This is a genomic window from Paenarthrobacter sp. NPDC058040, from assembly GCF_042885775.1.
Lineage (GTDB): Bacteria > Actinomycetota > Actinomycetes > Actinomycetales > Micrococcaceae > Arthrobacter.
Window position 1 is genome coordinate 12,392 of sequence record NZ_JBHVRN010000017.1, and the last position, 18,286, is coordinate 30,677.

The window sequence follows — 18,286 nt, forward strand, 5'->3', positions numbered from 1 at the left end:
ACAGGGAACTTCAGTGTTCAGCCGTGCTCTTGGCGAAAGCCCTTAGGACTTGGCCTTGACGGTTTCGATGGCGGCCTTGGCCTTGTCCTGCAGCGTCTTGGAGAGCGGTGCGGACTTTGCTGCGTCAGCAGCGGTCTTCTGGCCCTCGTCGGAGACGACGTAGGTTTCGAAGGCCTTGACCAGGTCAGCAACAGCCTTGGTTTCGTAGGTGGTGCAGACTACGTGGTAGGAAACGAGCACCACCGGGTAGGCGCCGGAAGCGGTGGTCTTGCGGTCCAGCTTGATGGCAACGTCGTTGCTTGCGCGGCCGTCAACAGACTTGCCGGCTTCAACAGCCTTGGCTGCTGCGTCAGCGGAGATCTTCACGAACTCTTCGCCAACCTTGATGGAGGCGGTGCCCAGCTTGCCGGAGACAGCGGAGTCATCAGCGTAGGTCACGGCACCGGCGGTGTCAGTGACGGTCTTGACGACGCCGGAGGTGCCCTTGGCGTTCTCGCCCTTGAGGGATGCGGGCCAAACGCCGGCAGCCTTGTCGGTCCAGACCTCGGGTGCAGCCGATGCGAGGTAGTCGGTGAAGTTGGAGGTGGTGCCGGAGTCGTCAGAGCGGTTGACCGGGGTGACCTTCAGGTCCGGCAGGGAGACGCCGGCGTTCAGGGCTGCAATGGCGGGGTCGTTCCAGTTGGTGATCTGGCCACGGAAGATCTTGGCAACCGTGGTGGCGTCAAGCTTCAGCTCGGTGATGCCCGGAACGTTGAAAGCGACTGCGATCGGGGAGATGTAGACCGGGATGTTGATTGCACCCTCGGGGCCGCACTTGGCCTTGGAAGCCTCAAGCTCATCGTCCTTGAGGTAGGCGTCCGAACCGGCGAACTGGGCCGAGCCGTCGATGATGGCCTTCCGGCCTGCACCGGAACCATCCGGGGAGTACTGCACGGTGGCGCCCTGGTTGGCGGCGGCGAAGCCGGCCTTCCATGCGTCCATGGCTGCGCCGGTGGAGGAAGCGCCGATGCCGGTGAGCGTACCGGTGACCTTGGTGCCGGCAGCGGAGGACTGGGTACCCGGGGTGGTGCCCGTTGCGTTGTCCGAACCACAAGCGGTGAGCGCCAGGGCGCCTGCTGCGATGACCGCGATTGCCGCGTTGCGGCCGAAGTGAGTTGCCTTCACTTGAATGTGCCCCTTCCAGGGATTTTCAGATGCTGCCGAACGGAGTTCCGGCGTGAGTGATCTAGGACCTTTTGTGCCTTTACTGACGGTAAGGAGCGCAGGTAACGGGACCTGTGGTGCAAAGTGAACGGGAAGTGAACGACGGCGGACCATTGGGTTATGTGGCGCGCGCCACCTTGAGCGGGGTGCCGGTTGCCGTTCGTGGCTGCGCTCCGGCAAATAGACTGGAGGGCATGGCCGCCTCGAAGGGACTTTCCGCAAGCAAGAGGTTTGTCCGTACCCGTTTGCGGACAGGACTCGTCCGAAGCCGGACTTCCCTGATGCCTGCCATCCAAATGACCGTGTGCGCGGTGGGCGCCTACGCCTTCGCCGAATACATCCTGGGGCACCAAGGGCCGCTGTTCGCAGCCACGTCGTCCTTGATTGCCTTGGGCTTCTCCCGCGATCCCCGCCTCCGTCGCGTGATCGAAGTGGGACTGGGCTGCACACTCGGCATCGTGGTTGGCGACCTCCTGCTCCACTGGCTGGGCGCCGGGATCTGGCAGGCCGCCGTCGTACTTCTTTTCTCGATCCTGCTGGCCAGGTTCCTGGACAGCGGCACGATCTTCACCACCCAACTGGGACTGCAGTCGTTGCTGGTGGTGCTGCTGCCGGCACCGGCCGGCGGGCCGTTCACGCGCAGCCTGGATGCCGTGGTGGGTGGCGTGTTCGCACTCCTGGTGACCATCCTGGTGCCGAAGGATCCTCGACGGGAGCCGCGGAAGGACATCCAAAAGATCCTGCACGAGCTGGCCGAGATCCTGCGTGAGTGTGCCAAGGCCATGGTGGACAGCGATTCGACCACGGCCTGGCATGCCCTCATCCGCGGCCGGAATTGCCAGCCGCTGGTGGACCGGATGCGGCAGACCCTGCGGGCCTCGGGCGAGGTGGCCACGCTCGCCCCGGCCCACCGACGGCACCGCGACGAACTCGCCAGCCTGGAACATTCCCTGGAGTACATCGATCTCGCACTGCGTAACAGCCGGGTGTTCGCTCGGCGGCTAACCAGCGCCATCAACCACGCGGCGTTGTCCGACGAAGCCCTGGACAGCATCTCCGAAGTCCTCATGGAGACGGCCGCCGCGATCGACGAGCTGACCATTGGTTTGTCTGAGCAGAGCGAAGGAACCCGCCGGGCACACATGCGCCGGGCCCGATCCGACCTCACCATGATCGCCTCACGGCTGCACCCCAAGATGCTGGACGTGCACCGGCTGGAGGGAGAAACCGTGGTGATGCTGTTCCGGCCGCTCATGGTGGACCTGCTGGAAGCGAGCGGACTGGAACCGGAAGAGGCCCGCGCGGTGCTCCCGCCGCTGTAGAGCCCGCCGCCTTTGGAGGGGCCCGCCGCCTTTCGAGAGGCCCGCGCCGAGATGGCATTTGATGACAATCCCGCGCCGAAACATTGGCATCAAATGCCATCTCGGGGGGCTTCCCAGCGAAGTCCCATATGCGCTGTGGATAATGGACCGATGCTTCCTGCTTCGCCAGTGCGATCCTTCATGCGCTTCAGGCCGGCCCCCGCACTCCGGTTGCGCCAGCGCCTTCTCTTCTTGTGCGCGGGTGCGCTCTTCGTTGCCGGAGACGTGGTGTTCTGGCTGATGTTCGCCGCTGTGCTGTCCTCCAGCGGACTTGCCACCCTTGACGGCACGGTGCACACCTTCGTGGTGGATTCGCGCAGCCCCGCTTCCACTGCGTTCCTTGGCGCGGTTTCGGAATTAACCTCCCCCACGGTGATGTCCGTGGTTGGCGGGCTGGTGGCGGTGGTTTGGTCTGCCTGGAAGCGCGAACTCTGGCGGCCCGCCGTCCTTCTTGGCGCGATGGTTCTTTCGGTGATCCTCGCCACCGTCATCAAGCTCGACGTTTCCCGGAACCGGCCGCCGTCGTCGGACTTCCTGATGGGCCCCGACGACGCCCTGTCCTTCCCCTCCGGCCACACCCTCGGCGCGGCGGTTTTCGCTTCCGTCCTCGCCTACTTGCTTGTCTCGCGTTCCGGTACGCGTACGACGGCGGTACTCGCCTACGCCGGGGCCGCTCTGCTCACGCTGCTGGTCGCCTACAGCCGGATGTACCTGGGGTACCACTGGCTGACTGACGTGGTGGCTTCGGTGGGGGTGGCGCTCGGCGTGCTGGGCCTGGCGGTGTTCGTGGATGCGGCACGGCACGGGCGGGCGGTTTAGGGGGCCTGATCCGCCCATTTCGACGACTCGCTGCGGGTTAGACGTTCCAACCATCGAATGCGCAGCTAGTCATCGAATCGGGGCTGCCGAATCCTGTCAGTCCTCACCGCTAACCTTGGATCCATGGCTTCCAAGACCTCCCGCACTTCCAAAACCCCTGCGTACAAATGTGCCGAATGCGGCTGGACAGCCATCAAGTGGGTGGGACGCTGCGGCGAATGCCAGGCGTGGGGCACCGTTGAGGAGTACGGCGCCACTGTTGCGCGTACGACGGCGGCTGCCACGGTTTTGGAGCCCGCCCGCCGGATTGCCGAGGTGGACGGAACGACGGCGGCCTTCCTGCCCACAGGGGTGGACGAACTCGACCGCGTATTGGGCGGTGGGCTTGTCCCTGGCGCCGTGATCCTGCTGGCCGGGGAGCCCGGCGTCGGAAAATCCACGCTCTTGCTGGACGTTGCCGCGAAGTTCGCGCGCACGGGGCAGGATGTCCTGTATGTCACGGGCGAGGAGTCGGCAGCGCAGGTCAAGCTGCGTGCCGAACGCATCGATGCCGTCGCCCACACGCTGTACCTGTCGGCCGAAACGGACCTGGGTCAAGCGCTCGGGCAGGTGGAGAAGCTCGAGCCGAAACTCCTCATTGTCGACTCCGTGCAGACGCTCAGCAGCGCCGACGTCGAAGGCAGCGCCGGTGGCGTCTCGCAAGTCCGTGAGGTCGCGGCTTCGATCATTGCCGCTGCCAAACGGCGCAACATGACCACGCTCCTGGTGGGCCACGTGACCAAGGAAGGCACCATCGCCGGGCCCCGCCTGCTCGAGCACCTGGTTGACGTAGTGTGCCAGTTTGAAGGCGAGCGCCATTCCCGGTTGAGGCTGCTCCGCGCCGTCAAGAACCGCTACGGCGCCACGGACGACGTCGGCTGCTTTGACCTGAACGAAGCCGGAATCGAAGGCCTCGCCGATCCCAGCGGGCTCTTCGTCTCGCGGACACGCGAGCCGGTCTCGGGCACCTGTATCACGGTGACCATGGAGGGCCGCCGACCCCTGCTGGCCGAGGTGCAGTCCCTGTTGGCGGAAAGCGCGAATGCGCAGCCGAGGCGCGCCACCAGCGGTCTTGAGAGCTCCAGGGTGGCCATGCTCCTTGCCGTCCTGCAACAGCGGGCCGGTTGCATGCTGCACAAGGACGACTCCTACGTCGCCACCGTGGGCGGCGTGAAGCTCACCGAACCGGCCACGGACTTGGCTGTGGCCCTGGCTGTGGCTTCGGCCAAGTCCCGAAAGGCACTCCCCCAGCGGCTCATTGCCTTTGGTGAGGTTGGCCTCGCCGGTGAAGTGCGGCCCGTGCCGGGTATCAACCAACGAATCCAGGAAGCCCATCGCTTGGGATTCACCCACGCGATCGTTCCCGCCAGTCCCGCGGGCGCCGGCGTCATCCCGGATGGCTTCTCCGTACGGGAAGTAGGGCATCTCGCGGAGGCTTTGGAACTGCTGATCACGTGACGCTTCACGATTGAGCCAAGTCACCGGCGTCTCTAGGATGGAACAAAACTGCAGTTCAGGAAGGCCTGGTGTTTGTAGTGGGGGAACAATCCGTGGACAGCCCTGAGTCCCGCAAGGAAAACCGCGCTGAACTGTGGCGGGCCTTCACCCTGCCCGTCATTATCGGCCTGGTGGTGCTCGGCATTGCCGGCGTGAACTTCGCGAACGGACTGGCGGAGAAACAATCGCAGACCGCCCCCACTTTGCCTGCCTGTGAAGTAGTGCCCCGCGCAGGGCTGGTCCCTGCTGACGGAACTCTTTTTGGCGTGAACCTGGACTGGCATTCCAAACCCCTCGCTACTTTCGCCAAGGACCTCGGCCACAAACCAGCCGTCAATGTGTCCTTCACAGGATTCCCCCTCACGTCCAAGGACGAGGAAGACCTCGAACAGGCCGTCCAGCAGATCCGTGCCGACGGTCGCATGATGCTGCTGACGCTGGAGCCGGCGGATGGGCTGTCCACTGTCACCGAGGAAACGGCCACTGCATTCGCGAAGGACCTGGACCGTTACAACAAGGAGGGCGTCCCGGTCATCGTCCGTTTCGCGCACGAAATGAACGGCTCTTGGTACGCGTGGTCCCAGCAGCCCCAAAAGTACATCGCAGCGTTCCAGACCCTGGCCAATGCCGTGCACACCCTGGCCCCGGGTTCGGCCATGATGTGGGCTCCGAACTACGGCGGCGGCTACCCGTTCGCGGGCGGCACGTACGAGGCGAAGCCCGGTACCGCCGAGTTCGCAGCCCTGGACACCAACGGCGACGGTGCCCTGACCATGCAGGACGACGCGTATGCTCCGTACTACCCGGGGGATGAGGCTGTGGACTGGGTCGGCATGTCCTTGTACCACTGGGGAGCGAGGTACCCCTGGGGCGAGAATGAGCTGCCGGAGCCCAACAAGTTCGCAGAGCAACTCACCGGTACCTACAACGGCGCCAACGGTGACGACAGTCTTCTTCCCGACTTCTACAGCGTCTACGGGCAGCAGCACGGGAAGCCCGTTGCCATCCCGGAAACTGCGGCGTTGTTCGCGCCGGCCGCCGGGGGCGAGCAAGAGCTGGCCATCAAACAGGCCTGGTGGAACCAGCTCTTTGACCCCTCGGTCCATCAGCAATTCCCGCAGCTGAAGATGGTCAACTGGTTCGAGTGGGACAAGAACGAGGTAGAGGTCAAGGGCCGCGTGGACTGGACCATCACCAACACCCCAGCAGTCCGGGAAGCCTTCACCGCCGCGCTGCCGGACTGGTTCCGGTACGGACCGGACCAATCCTGCCAACCCCAACCGTAAAGACTGCCGGGGTGTCGAGGCGCCCTTCACCTGCGCGTTCAGCAAGGATGAGTGTCATGACTAAAAGGGCTGCACTTATTGGGGGACGCTTTTTCTTCGGCCTGTTGACCTTGGTGGCTGTGGGGACACAGCTTGTGGTCCACATCGGCCTGGGTTACGACGTCTGGAACTTCTTCAGCTATTTCACCAACTTGTCCAACATCTTCGCCGCGTTGGTGCTCCTCATCAGCGGTTACCGCGTGCTCATCCGGAAACGGCCCAGCGAAGCGGACGACGTCACTCGCGGCACGGCGACGATCGCCATGGCCGTTGTGGGCATCGTCTTTGGCGCCTTGCTCGCGGGCGAAGACCTGGGGTCCATGGTGCCGTGGGTGAACTTTGTGGTCCACTATCTAATCCCGGTAGTCATGGTGGCGGACTGGCTTTTCCAACCCCCGCGGGCCACGCTGCAACCGCGGCACATTTGGTACTGGCTGCTGTACCCCATCGCGTATCTGACGTACAGCCTGATCCGCGGATCAATCGTGAACTGGTATCCGTACTGGTTCATCAACCCGGACCGCGCCGGCGGCTGGGGCGGCGTGGTGGTGTACGCGATCGCTATCGCCATAGGCTTCCTCATTGTCAGCCTCGCGATGCTGTGGCTCGGCAACAGGCTGAAGCGCCAAGTGGACTATTAGCCAGCAGGCCTAGTAATCCACTCGATCGGGAAACGGACTGCCAGCTTTCAGGGCGGCAAGGGCATCCGGCATGTATTTCCGGACGGCCATTCGGCGGAAAAACGGACGCCAACAAGCGACGACTGCCAACACGCCCAACCCGATCGCGATCAAGATCCATTGCGATCCCTCAAACTTTTCCCGGCCAACACTCGCCACGATTGCCCGGGGGTTGTCTCCCTCGACGTACCTCACAGCGATAGGTTCGCCAATGGGATGGCTCACGGTTCCTGAGAACTCCACGCGTACCTCTTCGCCCCCAATCAGTACGTTGGCTGCGACATCCTTGCCGTTTGCGTCATGCCTGATGGAGCTCACCGGCAAGGTTCCAACCACTGCTGAGTCCCCGAACAGCGAAGCTGAGCTGGCCAGTGAACTGCTGCCCACCAACAAACAGATGAGACCCAGAAGAAGAAGCAACGTGGGCGCCAGCTTCCGTGCTTTGAAACCATAGAAGATCGAGCGAAGCCTCGGGTTTTCCGGCTTTGGGGCGTGTGCGCGTACGAAGGGACGCGCACGACGCTCCCAGTCACGCTCGTCCTCACCCGGCCGCAAGGCCGGGAATGCCGCAGGTTCGGGAACAGGTCTCGCCACTATTTTTCCTTTTTCGACGCAACGGGCCGATGCCCACCGCAATTACACTAATGGACGCCGGAAATTTCCTGATTACGCCTCCAAACATCGATACCCATGAACGAGCCGTCGATGAGCAGGGAAAATGGGTCCCGACCGTGGTGGCTGAAATACGACTTCCGCTCCCCGTCAGAGCTCTCCAAATGACCCACTTTGGGGCTTGCTGGTGCGGTTAATGGTGCTCGGAAGCCATATCATGGTGCTTGTCGTCAGAAGGGCATTTTTCGCCAGGGCCCGCTGATGCCGGATTCAGCTTGTCTGTGAGCCGAGGCTTGCACCTTCGAAGGGAAACCCCATGGCCCGGAGCCCGGAAGAATCGCTCAAGGCGACTCTGGCCAGAGTCGCACCCGGAACGCCTTTGCGTGACGGCCTGGAACGTATTCTCCGCGGCCGCACCGGCGCGTTGATCGTGCTGGGATCGGACCGCACCATCGACTCGATCTGTTCGGGCGGGTTCGAGATTGGCATTGAGTTCTCCCCCACGCGTCTGCGCGAGCTCGCCAAGATGGACGGCGCGATCGTCTGCGACAAGGACGCCAGCAACATCATCAAGGCGGCCGTGCAGCTCGTTCCGGATTCCAGCATCGAGACGCAGGAATCAGGTACCCGCCACCGCACGGCCGAGCGCGTCGCCATCCAGACCGGTGTTCCGGTGATCTCGGTCAGCCAGTCCATGCAGATCATCGCGCTCTACGTGAACGGACTCCGCCACGTCCTGGAAGGTTCCGAGAAGGTATTGGCCCGCGCCAATCAGGCCCTCGCAACCCTGGAGCGGTACAGTGCCAGGCTGGACCAAGTCACCAGCTCCCTCTCTGCCTTGGAAATCGAAGCCCTGGTCACCGTCAGGGACGTCGCCGTAACGCTGCAGCGCCAGGAGATGGTGCGCCGTATTTCCGAAGAAATTGCCCAGTACGTCCTGGAACTCGGCGAAGACGGCCGCCTCTTGTCCCTGCAGCTCGAGGAACTGACCACCGGCCGCGGACCGGGCAGCGATGTCATCATCCGCGATTACTCAGACCCGGATGCCACCCCCGAGGACATCGAAGAGGCCGTGCAGGCCCTGCTCAACCTCGGCCCCACGGAGCTCATCGACCTGAGCAAGATTGCCCACATCATCGGTTTCGCCGGTGGGGTTGAGCAGCTCGACGCCGTAGTCCAGCCACGTGGCTACCGCCTCTTGTCGGGCCTCAAGTCGGTCCCCAAAGCTGTGGCAGACCGTTTGGTGGACTACTTCGGTGGCCTCCAGAACCTCATGGCGGCAACCATCGACGACCTCATGACCGTGGACGGCATCGGCGACCAGCGCGCCCGAACAGTCCGCGAGGGGCTCAGCCGCATGGCCGAAGCGAGCCTCCTGGACCGCTTCCTCTAAGGCGACCACCGCCGTCGAAAGTCGCTCACCCGTGCAGCATCAGCTCAGCTGGAACACTGCCTTGGGGCTCGCCTTGTTCCCCAGCCGCGCCTCGAACGTGTAGTAGGCCCCGCCGGCTCCTGGCTTCGCGTTGATGGCGCCGCAGCCTTCCAGCGTCCGGTTGCGTTGCCACGGGAAGTTCGCGGTTTCGCTCTTGCCCGGTTGGATGGTCTTGATGAGGTCCACGCCGCCGGTCTGGCAGTCCTTCGAGGAGAAGATCCGGTCGGCGCCGCTCATGATCACGTACTCCATTTGCGATGTGCCCACGTTGACCTCGCACGGCGCCGAACCGCCATTGGTGATGGTCATGGTGAGCAAGGGAATTTCCTCGGCGGCGTAGGCGGGCTTGTCCGTTTTCGCGGCCACGGTCATCAGGTTGAAGTCGCAAACGGGCGTGGGCGATGCCGACGGCGTCGTGGCGCCGACGGACGGCGTGCTGACTGCGGTGGGGGCCGTTGTGGCGGGAGGGGTGCTCACGGCCTCGGGCTCGCCACTCCCGGCCAAGGCCCGCGTGATCGCGGAGATCCCGGCAACCATCAGAGCGATGACCACCAGCAACCCGATCAGCACCACCAGACGACGACGGCGGTACACGGCAGGGCTCGGGCGCCGCTTTTGCGTCGGCGCAGTTGAGCGCGCGGACGACTGCTGCTTACCCTGGGTGGCCATGATTCTAGGCTAGGCGTCGGGCCGTCCGAGGACCCCACCACCACGCCGCCGACCGGCAATGTGACGTCCGCCATGAACCCCAGAGCAGGCAAACACACGCGGGGTGTCCACTAAAGTAGAGGGCAGCATGGCACTCCAGAACACCGAGCATCTGACGCAGCTCCACGACACTTTGGACCAGTGGTTTGCCCGGACCGCGCGGGACCTCCCATGGCGGGAGCCGGATTGCAGTCCCTGGGGAATCCTGGTCAGCGAAGTCATGCTCCAGCAGACTCCCGTGGTCCGCGTCCTGCCCGTATGGCGTGACTGGATGGAGCGATGGCCAACTCCGTCAGACCTTGCCAACGAGCCCTCGGGCGAGGCCGTACGACACTGGGGAAGGCTGGGGTATCCACGCCGGGCCCTCCGCTTGCACGCAGCCGCCGTCGCCATCCGGGACAACCACCACGGCGAGGTGCCGGACAACTATCCCGGACTGCTGGAGTTGCCTGGCGTCGGCAATTACACGGCCGCCGCAGTCGCCGCTTTCGCTTTCGGGCGCCGCGAGACGGTGGTGGACACAAACATCCGGCGCGTCCATGCCCGGCTGTTTTCGGGCCATGCCCTTCCCGCTCCCACACTGACGGCCGCAGAGATGCGCATGGCCGACGCCCTGCTCCCCGAGGACCACACACTGTCCGTTCGCTGGAACGCTTCCGTGATGGAGCTCGGCGCGATGGTGTGCACGGCCCGCAGTCCCAAGTGCGCTGACTGTCCCGTCCGCCAAAGCTGCGCCTGGCTCGCGGCCGGTGAGCCGCCGCCGTCGTACGTCCCCAAGGGTCAGGCGTGGCACGGCACTGACCGGCAGGTCCGGGGTGCCGTGATTGCGGTCCTCCGCGAGGCCGCCTCCCCCGTGCCGCGGGAGATGTTCGAACAGGCGCCAGCGGACCTCGGGTTCGCGCCATCCGGCGTCGGAATCCCGCTGGCCGCGCTGCACCGGCTCAACTCGGCGCCGGAACAGCTTGAGCGCGCGCTGGACGGCTTGCTGCGGGACGGCTTGGCGGAAATGCACGACGGCGGGCTGCGGCTTCCCGCGTAGGGCGACGCGTTCTACCCTGAAGCCATGGGGAAGATTGCGTTGGCGCTGACGCTTGCAGGAACCACGGCGGTGCTGCCCGGCTGCTTTCCGGAAGCCGTTGCTTGCCCTGCGATGGGGCAGGTCACGGGAGTGTCCGTGACAGTTGCGGGGTGGTACTCGTCGTCCGTTGGCACCCTGCATCTCAAGGCCTGCCAAGAGGGAACATGCACGGAGGGCGACTTGGAGCTGTACCCCGGGACAGTTGCCGTGGACCAAGGGTGCAACGAGGAAGGCGTGTGCTCCGCGACGCCCACCTACGATGGCACGGTGCGCGGCCTGCTGGAGTTGCCCGCCCTTTCTGAAACGCCCATGGAAGCAACCGTGAGCGGGACATCGCCGTCCGGCTCCGCGCTCCCCACCAGGACCCTGACCTTCACGCCCAAGGGCAACTATCCGTTCGGGGAGCAGTGCCAGAGGTTCGTTACGGCCAGCCTTCGCTTGGATGATGTGGGCTTGAAGCAGGAATAGTCGCATCCCTATGGCAAATTAACTCCTCCTTGGGTAGTGTCGCTCGTGGCCGGGTGATTAACGTTGGGGAGGCGTCGTGCGCGGTGTGGAAAGTCCCGTCGATGTGCTCTCGGCACAAGCGGCGTCTGTTGCGGAACTGACCGCAAAGATCCAACGAACACACGGCTTTGAACTGCGGGACTTCCTGACCGGCATGGTGTCAGAGTCCGGGCCCTTGAATCCGGGCCGCAGGCAATATCGCTTCGGACCCACGGCAGCCATGGAAGACCGTACCGTCAAGCTGACGATGGTCGCGGAAACCGCCGAATTCGGATGGTTCACCCTCGGCCGTGCACCAGCCGGCACGTGCCTTACCCTGTCCGTTGTGGCCCACCACGAAGAGAGCGGACTCCCGGCGAAGCTCTCGACGGCGGAGTGCGAAGCCTGGACGCGGGCGCTGTTCGGCAATTCCTGGATGCAGCACGTTTACAACTGCGAATGCGACGCCGGGCCGACTGGGGCGAACGTCGTTTCCTACAGGGTTTATCTCGATGCGCAACAACGGCCGGGTCCCAAGCCAGTGGAAGTGATGGCCGAAGGGTGCCAGCCTGCTGGGTGGTAGCACCTAACCCCCGCCAACCGCCCGGCGGTATGTACTCGGCGTAAATCCCAAGTACTTCTGGAAGTCGTTTGTCAGGTGGGCATGGTCCGCGTAGCCGAGTTCGGCAGCTATCGCTGCCAGATCCGCTGAAGCATCCAGGCGCGCCCGCTCGGCTGCGTCCTGGAGACGACGACGGCGGATCAGCGCCGCCGGGCTGAGGCCGATGTACTTCTTGGCCACACGCTGCAAAGTCCGTGGTGAAACTGCCAGAGCGGAAGCCGCGTCCTCCACGCGGACCAAGGCAGGATCGGTGGACAGGAGCTCCATCATCCGGTTGGCCAACGCCGCCTCCTCGGACAAGGTGGGGCCTGCGAGGGAAGCCAGCCACCCGGTAAAGGCGTCCACTGCCTGCGCTCGACGGGTGCCGCCGTCGTGCGTACCCACAGGTGACATTGCCGCCGAAACCGCGGCCAGCAATTCCGCAGCCGGGAAGTCCACTTCGGCGTCCCGCAGGCTCGCTGGATCCGACGTGAAGAGCGGGATCGCGGCGGGACGCAGCAAGGCGCCCACAGCCCAGCCCTTACCTGCCAGATCCCGGTGTGCAGCCCGGGTGGTGGGACCGGAGAACGACACTCCGCCCGCCTGGACCACCAGGTTGGAAGCCGGGTAGGCGATGAGGTGTTGCCGCGAGGTCCTGCCGGGTTCGATGTCCCACTCGGGGATCCAGAACCACTGGACCAGGTGCTCCACCGAAGAAGGCGCCGGGAGGCGGTTGAACGTTGGCAGCCGCGCGGGGTACAGGATTCCCTTGAACGAATTCTCCATACCCACCCTTGTGAAAGACTGTCGCGAATCTCCAAGCGCTGCTGCGGGACCAGCGCGTAGCGTCGTGGACATGACAGATACTACAAGCACCGAGTCCACCACGGCCGCCCATGGAGAGCACACGGTTCACGGAGTTCCCAGGGGCCTGACCAGCCTCACGCCGTTCCTGGCCGTCAAGAACGCCAAGGAAGCGATCGACTTCTACCGGGAGGTGTTCGGCGCGCGCATTGTGGGCGCCACGGAGATGGGCGGGGTGGTGGTCCACGCCGAACTCGATTTCGGCAACGGGCACCTGCAGCTCGGCGAGCCGAGCCCCGACTACCACCTGGTGCCCGCGCCGGAGGGCGAAGACGACTGCTACTCCATGGGGCTCTACTGCGAAGACGCCGATGCCTTGGTGCGACGTGCCGAAAAGGCCGGAGCCACCGTGCGCGAGACCCTCAGCACGTTCGTCTCGGGTGACCGCTACGCCAGCATCCGGGATCCGTTCGGCGTGCGTTGGTCCATCATGACGCGCGTGGAAGACCTCTCCGAAGAGGAGAGCAACCGCCGCGTGGAGGAATGGGCGGCGCAGCAGGGCTAGGACCCCGAACGCGGAAATGCCCGGCGCCACCAGAGCGGCGCCGGGCATTTTCTACGCTACGAAACGCACAAACAGAACGGATGCCCTGCCGGGTCCAGGAAAACCCTGAAGGTTTCACCAGGCTGGTGGTCGTGCTTCGTGGCACCAATGGCCAGCACGGCCTTCTCAGCCTCATCGAGGTCTTCCACGATCACGTCGAAGTGCATTTGCTGGGGAATGGTCTGCCCGGGCCACACGGGTGGCTGGTAGACCTCCACCTGCTGGAAGGAGATGCAGTTGCTGCCATCGGCGGGGCGGACATCCATCCAGTCCCCTTCCTCCCTCGAAACCTGCCAACCCAGCAACTCCCCATAGAAGGCAGCCAAAGCCGGGGCATCAGGACAATCGATGACGACGCTGGGGTACTTTGCAATAGCCATTCGCTACACCTCGTCTGCAGTCTTCTTCATGCGGTCCAAGGCACTCTTGGTGCCCCGTTGGGTCAGGACGTGCACCACGGCGCCAACCGCGGCGGAAACCACCGCAAAAACGAGCACGCCGGGAAGGGAATCGTCCAGGTTGGTGCCGTCCTTGGGCGCCGGTTTCCCGGTCTTCTTTTCCCACAGTCCTTCAAGGGTCTTGTTCGCCAACACACCGGCCCCGAGGCTCACCGCCAGGCCGAACAATTTCACCAGTAAGTTCACAAAATCCCCTCCGGTTCGAAGATCATCACCGTGCAGAAACAAAGCAGGGCCGCTGCACACAACAGCGGCCCCGCCTGGATTCCTAGTCGTTCTTGAAGGCGTCCTTTACCTTCTCGCCGGCGTTCTTGAGATCGGCCTTGGCTTGCTCGCCCTTGCCTTCGGCTTCAAGGCGCTCGTTGTCAGTCACCTTCCCAGCTGCTTCCTTGGCCTTGCCCGCGATCTTTTCACCAGTGTTCTGTGCTTTGTCGTCAGCACCCATGTTGCACCTCTTTCGTAGTGAACTTGTACCTCTACCTCATCACTAATCAGCATACTTAGCAATATTTTGGGTAGATTTAAAGCTCCCCAAAGCCCTCGGCCACGAGCCTGCCAACGTAGTCAACGGCCTTCTGCGCGTCCGTCCCGCGGGCCTCGACGCGGAGTCTTGAGCCCTGTCCGGCGGCGAGCGCCATGAGTTCCATCATCGAGGCACCGTCGACGCCGTTGATGGTCACTTCCGCATCCAGGCCGGACAGCCCGCCCGCGATCTTGGCGGCCGGACGGGCGTGGATACCCATGGGATTGATGAGTTCGAATTCCGCTGCGGCATCCGGTTCACCCAACTCTGCCGGTACGGTCGCCGCCACTCCCCCAGCGGCCTCCGCAGCCTTCCGGACATCGTCGACGGCGGCACCACCTTGGGCAGCTACGGCTGCAGCCACGAGCCCCTCCACCAACGGCGCGTCGGCCAGACGCACGGCGTCGGGCTCGCTGGCGAATTCGACGGCGGACTCCGCCGTCATCACCGCCGACCCCAGGTCGGTCAGCACCACCACGCCGTCGCCGCCCGCCTCCGCGAGGGACTGCTCAACGGCGGCAAGCACCTTCTCGAGGCTGGTGCCGATCCGCCCGTCGTCGGTTCCCCCAGCGGCGACGAGTCCGACGTCGGGCGCCATCTGGGCGGCGAGTTCCACCGCACCCTCGGCGATCTTGCTGCTGTGCGAGACCACCACGATCCCAACCGTCATGCGGCCGTGCCCTGTTTCGCCGCCACCGCGGCGGCCCGAAGCAGCAGCGCAGTGGACTGGGCACCGGGATCCCGGTGGCCCGCACTGCGGTCGCCCAGGTAGCTGGCCCGGCCTTTGCGGGCCACCAAAGGTTCCGTGGCCTCGGCGCCGGATTCGGCAGCATCGGCGGCGGCCTCCAATGCCGCGAGCGCGTCGCCTCCGTCAGCGGCCACCTTCTGCGCCGCCTCCACTGCCGGTGTCCAGGCATCGATCATGGTCTTGTCGCCCGGCTCGGCCTTGCCTCGGGCAACCACGCCGTCCCGGGCCGCAGCCAAGGCGGCCACCAAAGCGTCGGCGTCGATGTCAATAGCGTCGCCCAATGCCGTCGCGGCCCGAAGGTATGCCGTCCCGTAGAGGGGCCCGGCCGCACCGCCCACCTTGGACATGAGGGCCATCGCCGTGGCTTTCAGGGCGGCCCCGGGTGTTTCCGGAGGAGCTTCATCGAGCTTCTGCAGCACGGCCTGGAAACCGCGGTCCATGTTCTCGCCATGGTCCGAGTCGCCGATGGCCCGGTCCAGTTCGATCAATTCGGTGCGGTGTTCTGCCATGGCCTCGGCCGAGAGTTTCAGCCAGTTCACGGCCCAATCAACGCCCAATCCCATGGTCACACTCCCCAGCGGAGGGCCGCAGTGTGGACGGGAGCGTCCCAGAGGGTGGTCATTTCGTCGTCAAGGCGCAGCACCGAAACGGAACAACCCTGCATCTCCAGGGAGGTGACATAGTTGCCCACCAGGGGTCGCTCAACGGTGGCGCCCTTCTCCGCCAGCACGTTCGCCGCCCGGCGGTAGACGATGTACAGCTCGCTCAGCGGGGTGCCGCCCATGCCGTTAACGAACAGCAGCACCTTGTCCCCCGAGGTGATGGACAGGTCCTCCAGGACGGGCTCGAGCAGGCGATCCGTGATGGCGTCCGCACCTTCCATGGCAATCCTGTGGCGTCCCGGTTCGCCGTGGATGCCGATGCCGATTTCGATCTCGTCGTCGGCCAGTTCAAAGCTCGGCGTTCCCGCGTGCGGAACGGTGCAGCCCGAGAGGGCAACGCCCATGGTGCGGACGTTGGCAACCACGCGTTCGGCGATCCCGGCCACGGCATCAAGGTCGTCTCCGCGCTCGGCCGCCGCCCCTGCGATCTTCTCCACCAGGACCGTACCGCCAACCCCGCGCCGCCCCGCCGTGTACAGCGAGTCCTCCACGGCGACGTCGTCGTTCACCAGCACCGAGCGGACGGCCACGCCTTCGGCCTGGGCCATCTCCGCTGCGGTTTCAAAGTTGAGGACGTCACCGGTGTAGTTCTTCACGATATGTACGACGCCGGCACCTGAGTCGACTGCCGTGGTGGCCGGAATGATCTGGTCCGGGGTGGGTGAGGTAAAAACGGCTCCGGGGACAGCTGCGTCCAGCATGCCCAGGCCGACAAACCCTGCGTGGAGGGGTTCGTGGCCGCTGCCGCCGCCGGAAACGAGGGCGACCTTGCCCGCTACCGGCGCACCTTTGCGGACGACGAATTTCGGGTCGGGGTGGACGTCCACCAGGTCGGCATGGGCCATGCCGAAACCCTCGACGGATTCGTCCACCACGGCGCGTGGATCATTGATGAGCTTTTTCATGGGATGCTCCTGGGCCTGCGGTGGTGTGGTGCTCTGACCCTACTACCGGCGGCAGGGACCACGGTAGGCCCGGGAGCGCCCTCTTGCTTGACTTCTCTTAGCCGTTTTCCACGGCAGTTTGCGCGGATTCTTCTCGGCTGACCTGGACGTCCGGCCAGAAGTCGCCATAGAGCTCGTGGTGCGGGTGCCCTGCCCCGGACCACTCCGCGTCGTGCGGCCAGGAACCGTGTGGAATATCGATCTGGAACGCCGAGAAATCGGGAAACATGGCGCGGCCCTAGTTGCTCAGCACGGCGTCGCCGCCGGCAGTGACAACGTCGTCGAGGAGGACGGTCTGGTCGATCACCGGAAGCCCCACCACGTGCCCAAAGCTGAACATGTTCTTCGGATCCAGTTCCGCCTTCGCTTTGCGCAACCTCTCGCGGACTGTTGGACCCCACGCCTTCTCACGGTCCTCCGCGTCTACGAAGTGACCGTGCAGGTTCACGAAAGTACCGCCCGTGGAGGCGTCGCGCAGGTCCTCGCGAACCGCGTCGTACACCAGGGGAAGCAGCTCCGCGAGAGGCGGGACGGCCATGCCGGCCATGAAGAAACTGAACGCCGCATCGCGGCCACTTACGCTGTCCTCACCGTCGGCGCACTGGGCAAGCGCGCCGCCCAGCAAGCGGATCTCGGCGAGCAGGACGGGACTTTCGACGCCGTGCCCAAAGTGCCGCAGGATGGCTTCCTTGGCGGGGTCGTCCAGGCGATCAAGCAGGAATCCCCGCTCGCGCACCGGCACTGGCTGGTCCGGGTCCTGGTGGATGGTGTCGAACTGTGTGGATTCCAGGGGCCCGGTTCCGTCCATCATGAAGGGCGCGCAGTGCCGCATGGGCTCCAACAGGTTCCTGGCCCTGGTTGTGTCGCCTTGATAGGCGTACCGGAGGTGGACAACGAACTTGCCGCGCAGGGGTTCGGGGATGATGTCCATCTCGGGCAAGCGAAGGAAAGCCAACGACGCCGATGCTTCAGTTGGGAGCGTCGGGACCCATTCGCTGAACTGCTGGAGCACGGTGGCGGCATGTTCGCCGGGAAAGTAAAGCCCGCCGGCAAAGATGTCCTGGCTTGGGAAAAGGTGGAATTCCATGGCCGTGACAATGCCGAGGTTTCCTTTTCCGCCGCGAAGGAGGAAAAAGAGTTCGGGGTCTTCGTCCTTGGTGACGCGGCGTTGTGTTCCGTCTGCGGTGACGAGTTCGAACGCGATGACGTGGTCCGAGGCGAAGCCGTATTTACGGCCCATGATCGGAAGTCCGCCGCCCAGCGTGTAACCCACCACGCCGACGTCCGTTGTGGAACCGCAGAGGCCCATGAGGCCAAAGGTGGCGGCGAGGTCCACCACCGCCTTCCAGCGGACACCCGCACCGACGCGGGCGGTTTTCTCGACGGGGTCGATGCTGAGTTCCAGCATGCGGCGGGTGCTGATGAGCAGGCCGCCCTCAATTGCGTTGGTGGCACCGTGCCCGGTGGACTGGACTGCGACGGGCATTCCCCGCTCCGCAGCCCACTTAACAGCTGCCGAAACGTCCTCTGCGTCGAGGGCGCCGAAAGCAACATCCGGCTGGTGCTGAGTGGAAAGGTTGAAGGCCGCTACGTCTTGAGCGAAGCCTGGATCCGCAGGCGTGAACACGGGACCGCGCACGCTGAGTTGGAGTTCTGAAATGCTTGAAATGCCTGAAAAGGACGCGTGGGACTGCATGATCTT

22 protein-coding genes are annotated in these 18,286 nt (G+C 64.5%); 10 read left to right on the forward strand and 12 right to left on the reverse strand.

Features of this window, described 5'->3' with window-relative positions; all coding sequences use genetic code 11:
• Positions 1–42: 42 nt before the first annotated feature.
• Positions 43–1,164, reverse strand: a complete 1,122-nt coding sequence (gene pstS / locus ACFVSJ_RS20835; RefSeq protein ID WP_387438985.1) for a phosphate ABC transporter substrate-binding protein PstS — start codon at positions 1,162–1,164, stop codon at positions 43–45.
• 233 nt (positions 1,165–1,397) lie between these two features.
• On the opposite strand from pstS, the gene ACFVSJ_RS20840 reads away from it, so the two are divergent.
• From ACFVSJ_RS20840 to ACFVSJ_RS20860, 5 genes are all read left to right on the forward strand, one after another.
• Entirely contained in the window at positions 1,398–2,525 is a 1,128-nt protein-coding gene (locus ACFVSJ_RS20840) for an aromatic acid exporter family protein (protein WP_387438986.1), read from the forward strand.
• Between the two features lie 150 nt (positions 2,526–2,675).
• Positions 2,676–3,383: a phosphatase PAP2 family protein gene (locus ACFVSJ_RS20845; protein WP_387438987.1), complete on the forward strand. Its 708-nt coding sequence runs from the start codon at positions 2,676–2,678 to the stop codon at positions 3,381–3,383.
• 123 nt (positions 3,384–3,506) lie between these two features.
• Positions 3,507–4,880, forward strand: a complete 1,374-nt coding sequence (gene radA, locus ACFVSJ_RS20850; RefSeq protein ID WP_387438988.1) for a DNA repair protein RadA — start codon at positions 3,507–3,509, stop codon at positions 4,878–4,880.
• Positions 4,881–4,957: 77 nt separating this feature from the next.
• On the forward strand, positions 4,958–6,205 hold the full coding sequence (locus ACFVSJ_RS20855; protein WP_387439085.1) for a glycoside hydrolase family 26 protein: 1,248 nt from the start codon (positions 4,958–4,960) through the stop codon (positions 6,203–6,205).
• A gap of 56 nt (positions 6,206–6,261) precedes the next feature.
• Complete coding sequence (locus ACFVSJ_RS20860) at positions 6,262–6,885, forward strand: Pr6Pr family membrane protein (protein ID WP_387438989.1); 624 nt, start codon at positions 6,262–6,264, stop codon at positions 6,883–6,885.
• 9 nt (positions 6,886–6,894) lie between these two features.
• Here ACFVSJ_RS20860 and ACFVSJ_RS20865 read toward each other — a convergent pair whose 3' ends face one another.
• Positions 6,895–7,518, reverse strand: a complete 624-nt coding sequence (locus ACFVSJ_RS20865) for a hypothetical protein (protein ID WP_387438990.1) — start codon at positions 7,516–7,518, stop codon at positions 6,895–6,897.
• Between the two features lie 334 nt (positions 7,519–7,852).
• Here ACFVSJ_RS20865 and disA point away from each other — a divergent pair, with 334 nt between their 5' ends.
• Positions 7,853–8,929, forward strand: coding sequence for a DNA integrity scanning diadenylate cyclase DisA (gene disA / locus ACFVSJ_RS20870; RefSeq protein WP_387438991.1), 1,077 nt, complete (start codon positions 7,853–7,855; stop codon positions 8,927–8,929).
• A 39-nt stretch (positions 8,930–8,968) separates the two neighbouring features.
• On the opposite strand, the gene ACFVSJ_RS20875 is transcribed toward disA, so the two are convergent.
• Positions 8,969–9,637, reverse strand: coding sequence for a hypothetical protein (locus ACFVSJ_RS20875; RefSeq protein WP_387438992.1), 669 nt, complete (start codon positions 9,635–9,637; stop codon positions 8,969–8,971).
• A 127-nt stretch (positions 9,638–9,764) separates the two neighbouring features.
• Here ACFVSJ_RS20875 and ACFVSJ_RS20880 point away from each other — a divergent pair, with 127 nt between their 5' ends.
• From ACFVSJ_RS20880 to ACFVSJ_RS20890, 3 genes are all read left to right on the forward strand, one after another.
• The gene (locus ACFVSJ_RS20880; protein WP_387438993.1) at positions 9,765–10,715 is read left to right on the forward strand and encodes an A/G-specific adenine glycosylase; all 951 of its coding nucleotides are present in this window, start codon (positions 9,765–9,767) and stop codon (positions 10,713–10,715) included.
• A 24-nt stretch (positions 10,716–10,739) separates the two neighbouring features.
• A complete protein-coding gene (locus ACFVSJ_RS20885; protein ID WP_387438994.1) occupies positions 10,740–11,222 on the forward strand; it encodes a hypothetical protein in 483 nt (160 codons plus the stop codon).
• Between the two features lie 85 nt (positions 11,223–11,307).
• Entirely contained in the window at positions 11,308–11,823 is a 516-nt protein-coding gene (locus ACFVSJ_RS20890; protein ID WP_387438995.1) for a hypothetical protein, read from the forward strand.
• A 3-nt stretch (positions 11,824–11,826) separates the two neighbouring features.
• Here ACFVSJ_RS20890 and ACFVSJ_RS20895 read toward each other — a convergent pair whose 3' ends face one another.
• On the reverse strand, positions 11,827–12,627 hold the full coding sequence (locus ACFVSJ_RS20895; RefSeq protein ID WP_387438996.1) for a helix-turn-helix domain-containing protein: 801 nt from the start codon (positions 12,625–12,627) through the stop codon (positions 11,827–11,829).
• A 70-nt stretch (positions 12,628–12,697) separates the two neighbouring features.
• Between ACFVSJ_RS20895 and ACFVSJ_RS20900 the strand changes: the two genes are divergently transcribed.
• Entirely contained in the window at positions 12,698–13,210 is a 513-nt protein-coding gene (locus ACFVSJ_RS20900) for a VOC family protein (protein ID WP_387438997.1), read from the forward strand.
• Between the two features lie 56 nt (positions 13,211–13,266).
• Here ACFVSJ_RS20900 and ACFVSJ_RS20905 read toward each other — a convergent pair whose 3' ends face one another.
• The 8 genes from ACFVSJ_RS20905 to ACFVSJ_RS20940 all read right to left on the reverse strand — a co-directional run bounded on the left by ACFVSJ_RS20905 (position 13,267) and on the right by ACFVSJ_RS20940 (position 18,280).
• The gene (locus tag ACFVSJ_RS20905) at positions 13,267–13,629 is read right to left on the reverse strand and encodes a VOC family protein (RefSeq protein ID WP_387438998.1); all 363 of its coding nucleotides are present in this window, start codon (positions 13,627–13,629) and stop codon (positions 13,267–13,269) included.
• A gap of 3 nt (positions 13,630–13,632) precedes the next feature.
• Positions 13,633–13,893, reverse strand: a complete 261-nt coding sequence (locus ACFVSJ_RS20910; RefSeq protein ID WP_387438999.1) for a DUF4235 domain-containing protein — start codon at positions 13,891–13,893, stop codon at positions 13,633–13,635.
• An 82-nt stretch (positions 13,894–13,975) separates the two neighbouring features.
• The gene (locus ACFVSJ_RS20915; protein WP_387439000.1) at positions 13,976–14,152 is read right to left on the reverse strand and encodes a CsbD family protein; all 177 of its coding nucleotides are present in this window, start codon (positions 14,150–14,152) and stop codon (positions 13,976–13,978) included.
• A gap of 76 nt (positions 14,153–14,228) precedes the next feature.
• The gene (gene dhaM / locus ACFVSJ_RS20920) at positions 14,229–14,900 is read right to left on the reverse strand and encodes a dihydroxyacetone kinase phosphoryl donor subunit DhaM (protein WP_387439001.1); all 672 of its coding nucleotides are present in this window, start codon (positions 14,898–14,900) and stop codon (positions 14,229–14,231) included.
• Positions 14,897–15,541 carry a dihydroxyacetone kinase subunit DhaL gene (dhaL, locus tag ACFVSJ_RS20925; RefSeq protein ID WP_387439002.1) on the reverse strand — a complete coding sequence of 215 codons (645 nt, stop codon included), beginning with the start codon at positions 15,539–15,541 and terminating at the stop codon, positions 14,897–14,899. The genes dhaM and dhaL overlap by 4 nt, the downstream gene beginning before the upstream one ends.
• 2 nt (positions 15,542–15,543) lie before the next feature.
• Positions 15,544–16,545 (reverse strand): dihydroxyacetone kinase subunit DhaK, encoded by a 1,002-nt coding sequence (dhaK, locus tag ACFVSJ_RS20930; RefSeq protein ID WP_387439003.1) that lies wholly within the window; start codon positions 16,543–16,545, stop codon positions 15,544–15,546.
• 97 nt (positions 16,546–16,642) lie between these two features.
• Positions 16,643–16,813, reverse strand: coding sequence for a hypothetical protein (locus ACFVSJ_RS20935; RefSeq protein ID WP_387439004.1), 171 nt, complete (start codon positions 16,811–16,813; stop codon positions 16,643–16,645).
• Between the two features lie 9 nt (positions 16,814–16,822).
• Positions 16,823–18,280 (reverse strand): FAD-binding oxidoreductase, encoded by a 1,458-nt coding sequence (locus tag ACFVSJ_RS20940; RefSeq protein WP_387439005.1) that lies wholly within the window; start codon positions 18,278–18,280, stop codon positions 16,823–16,825.
• Between the last annotated feature and the right edge of the window lie 6 nt (positions 18,281–18,286).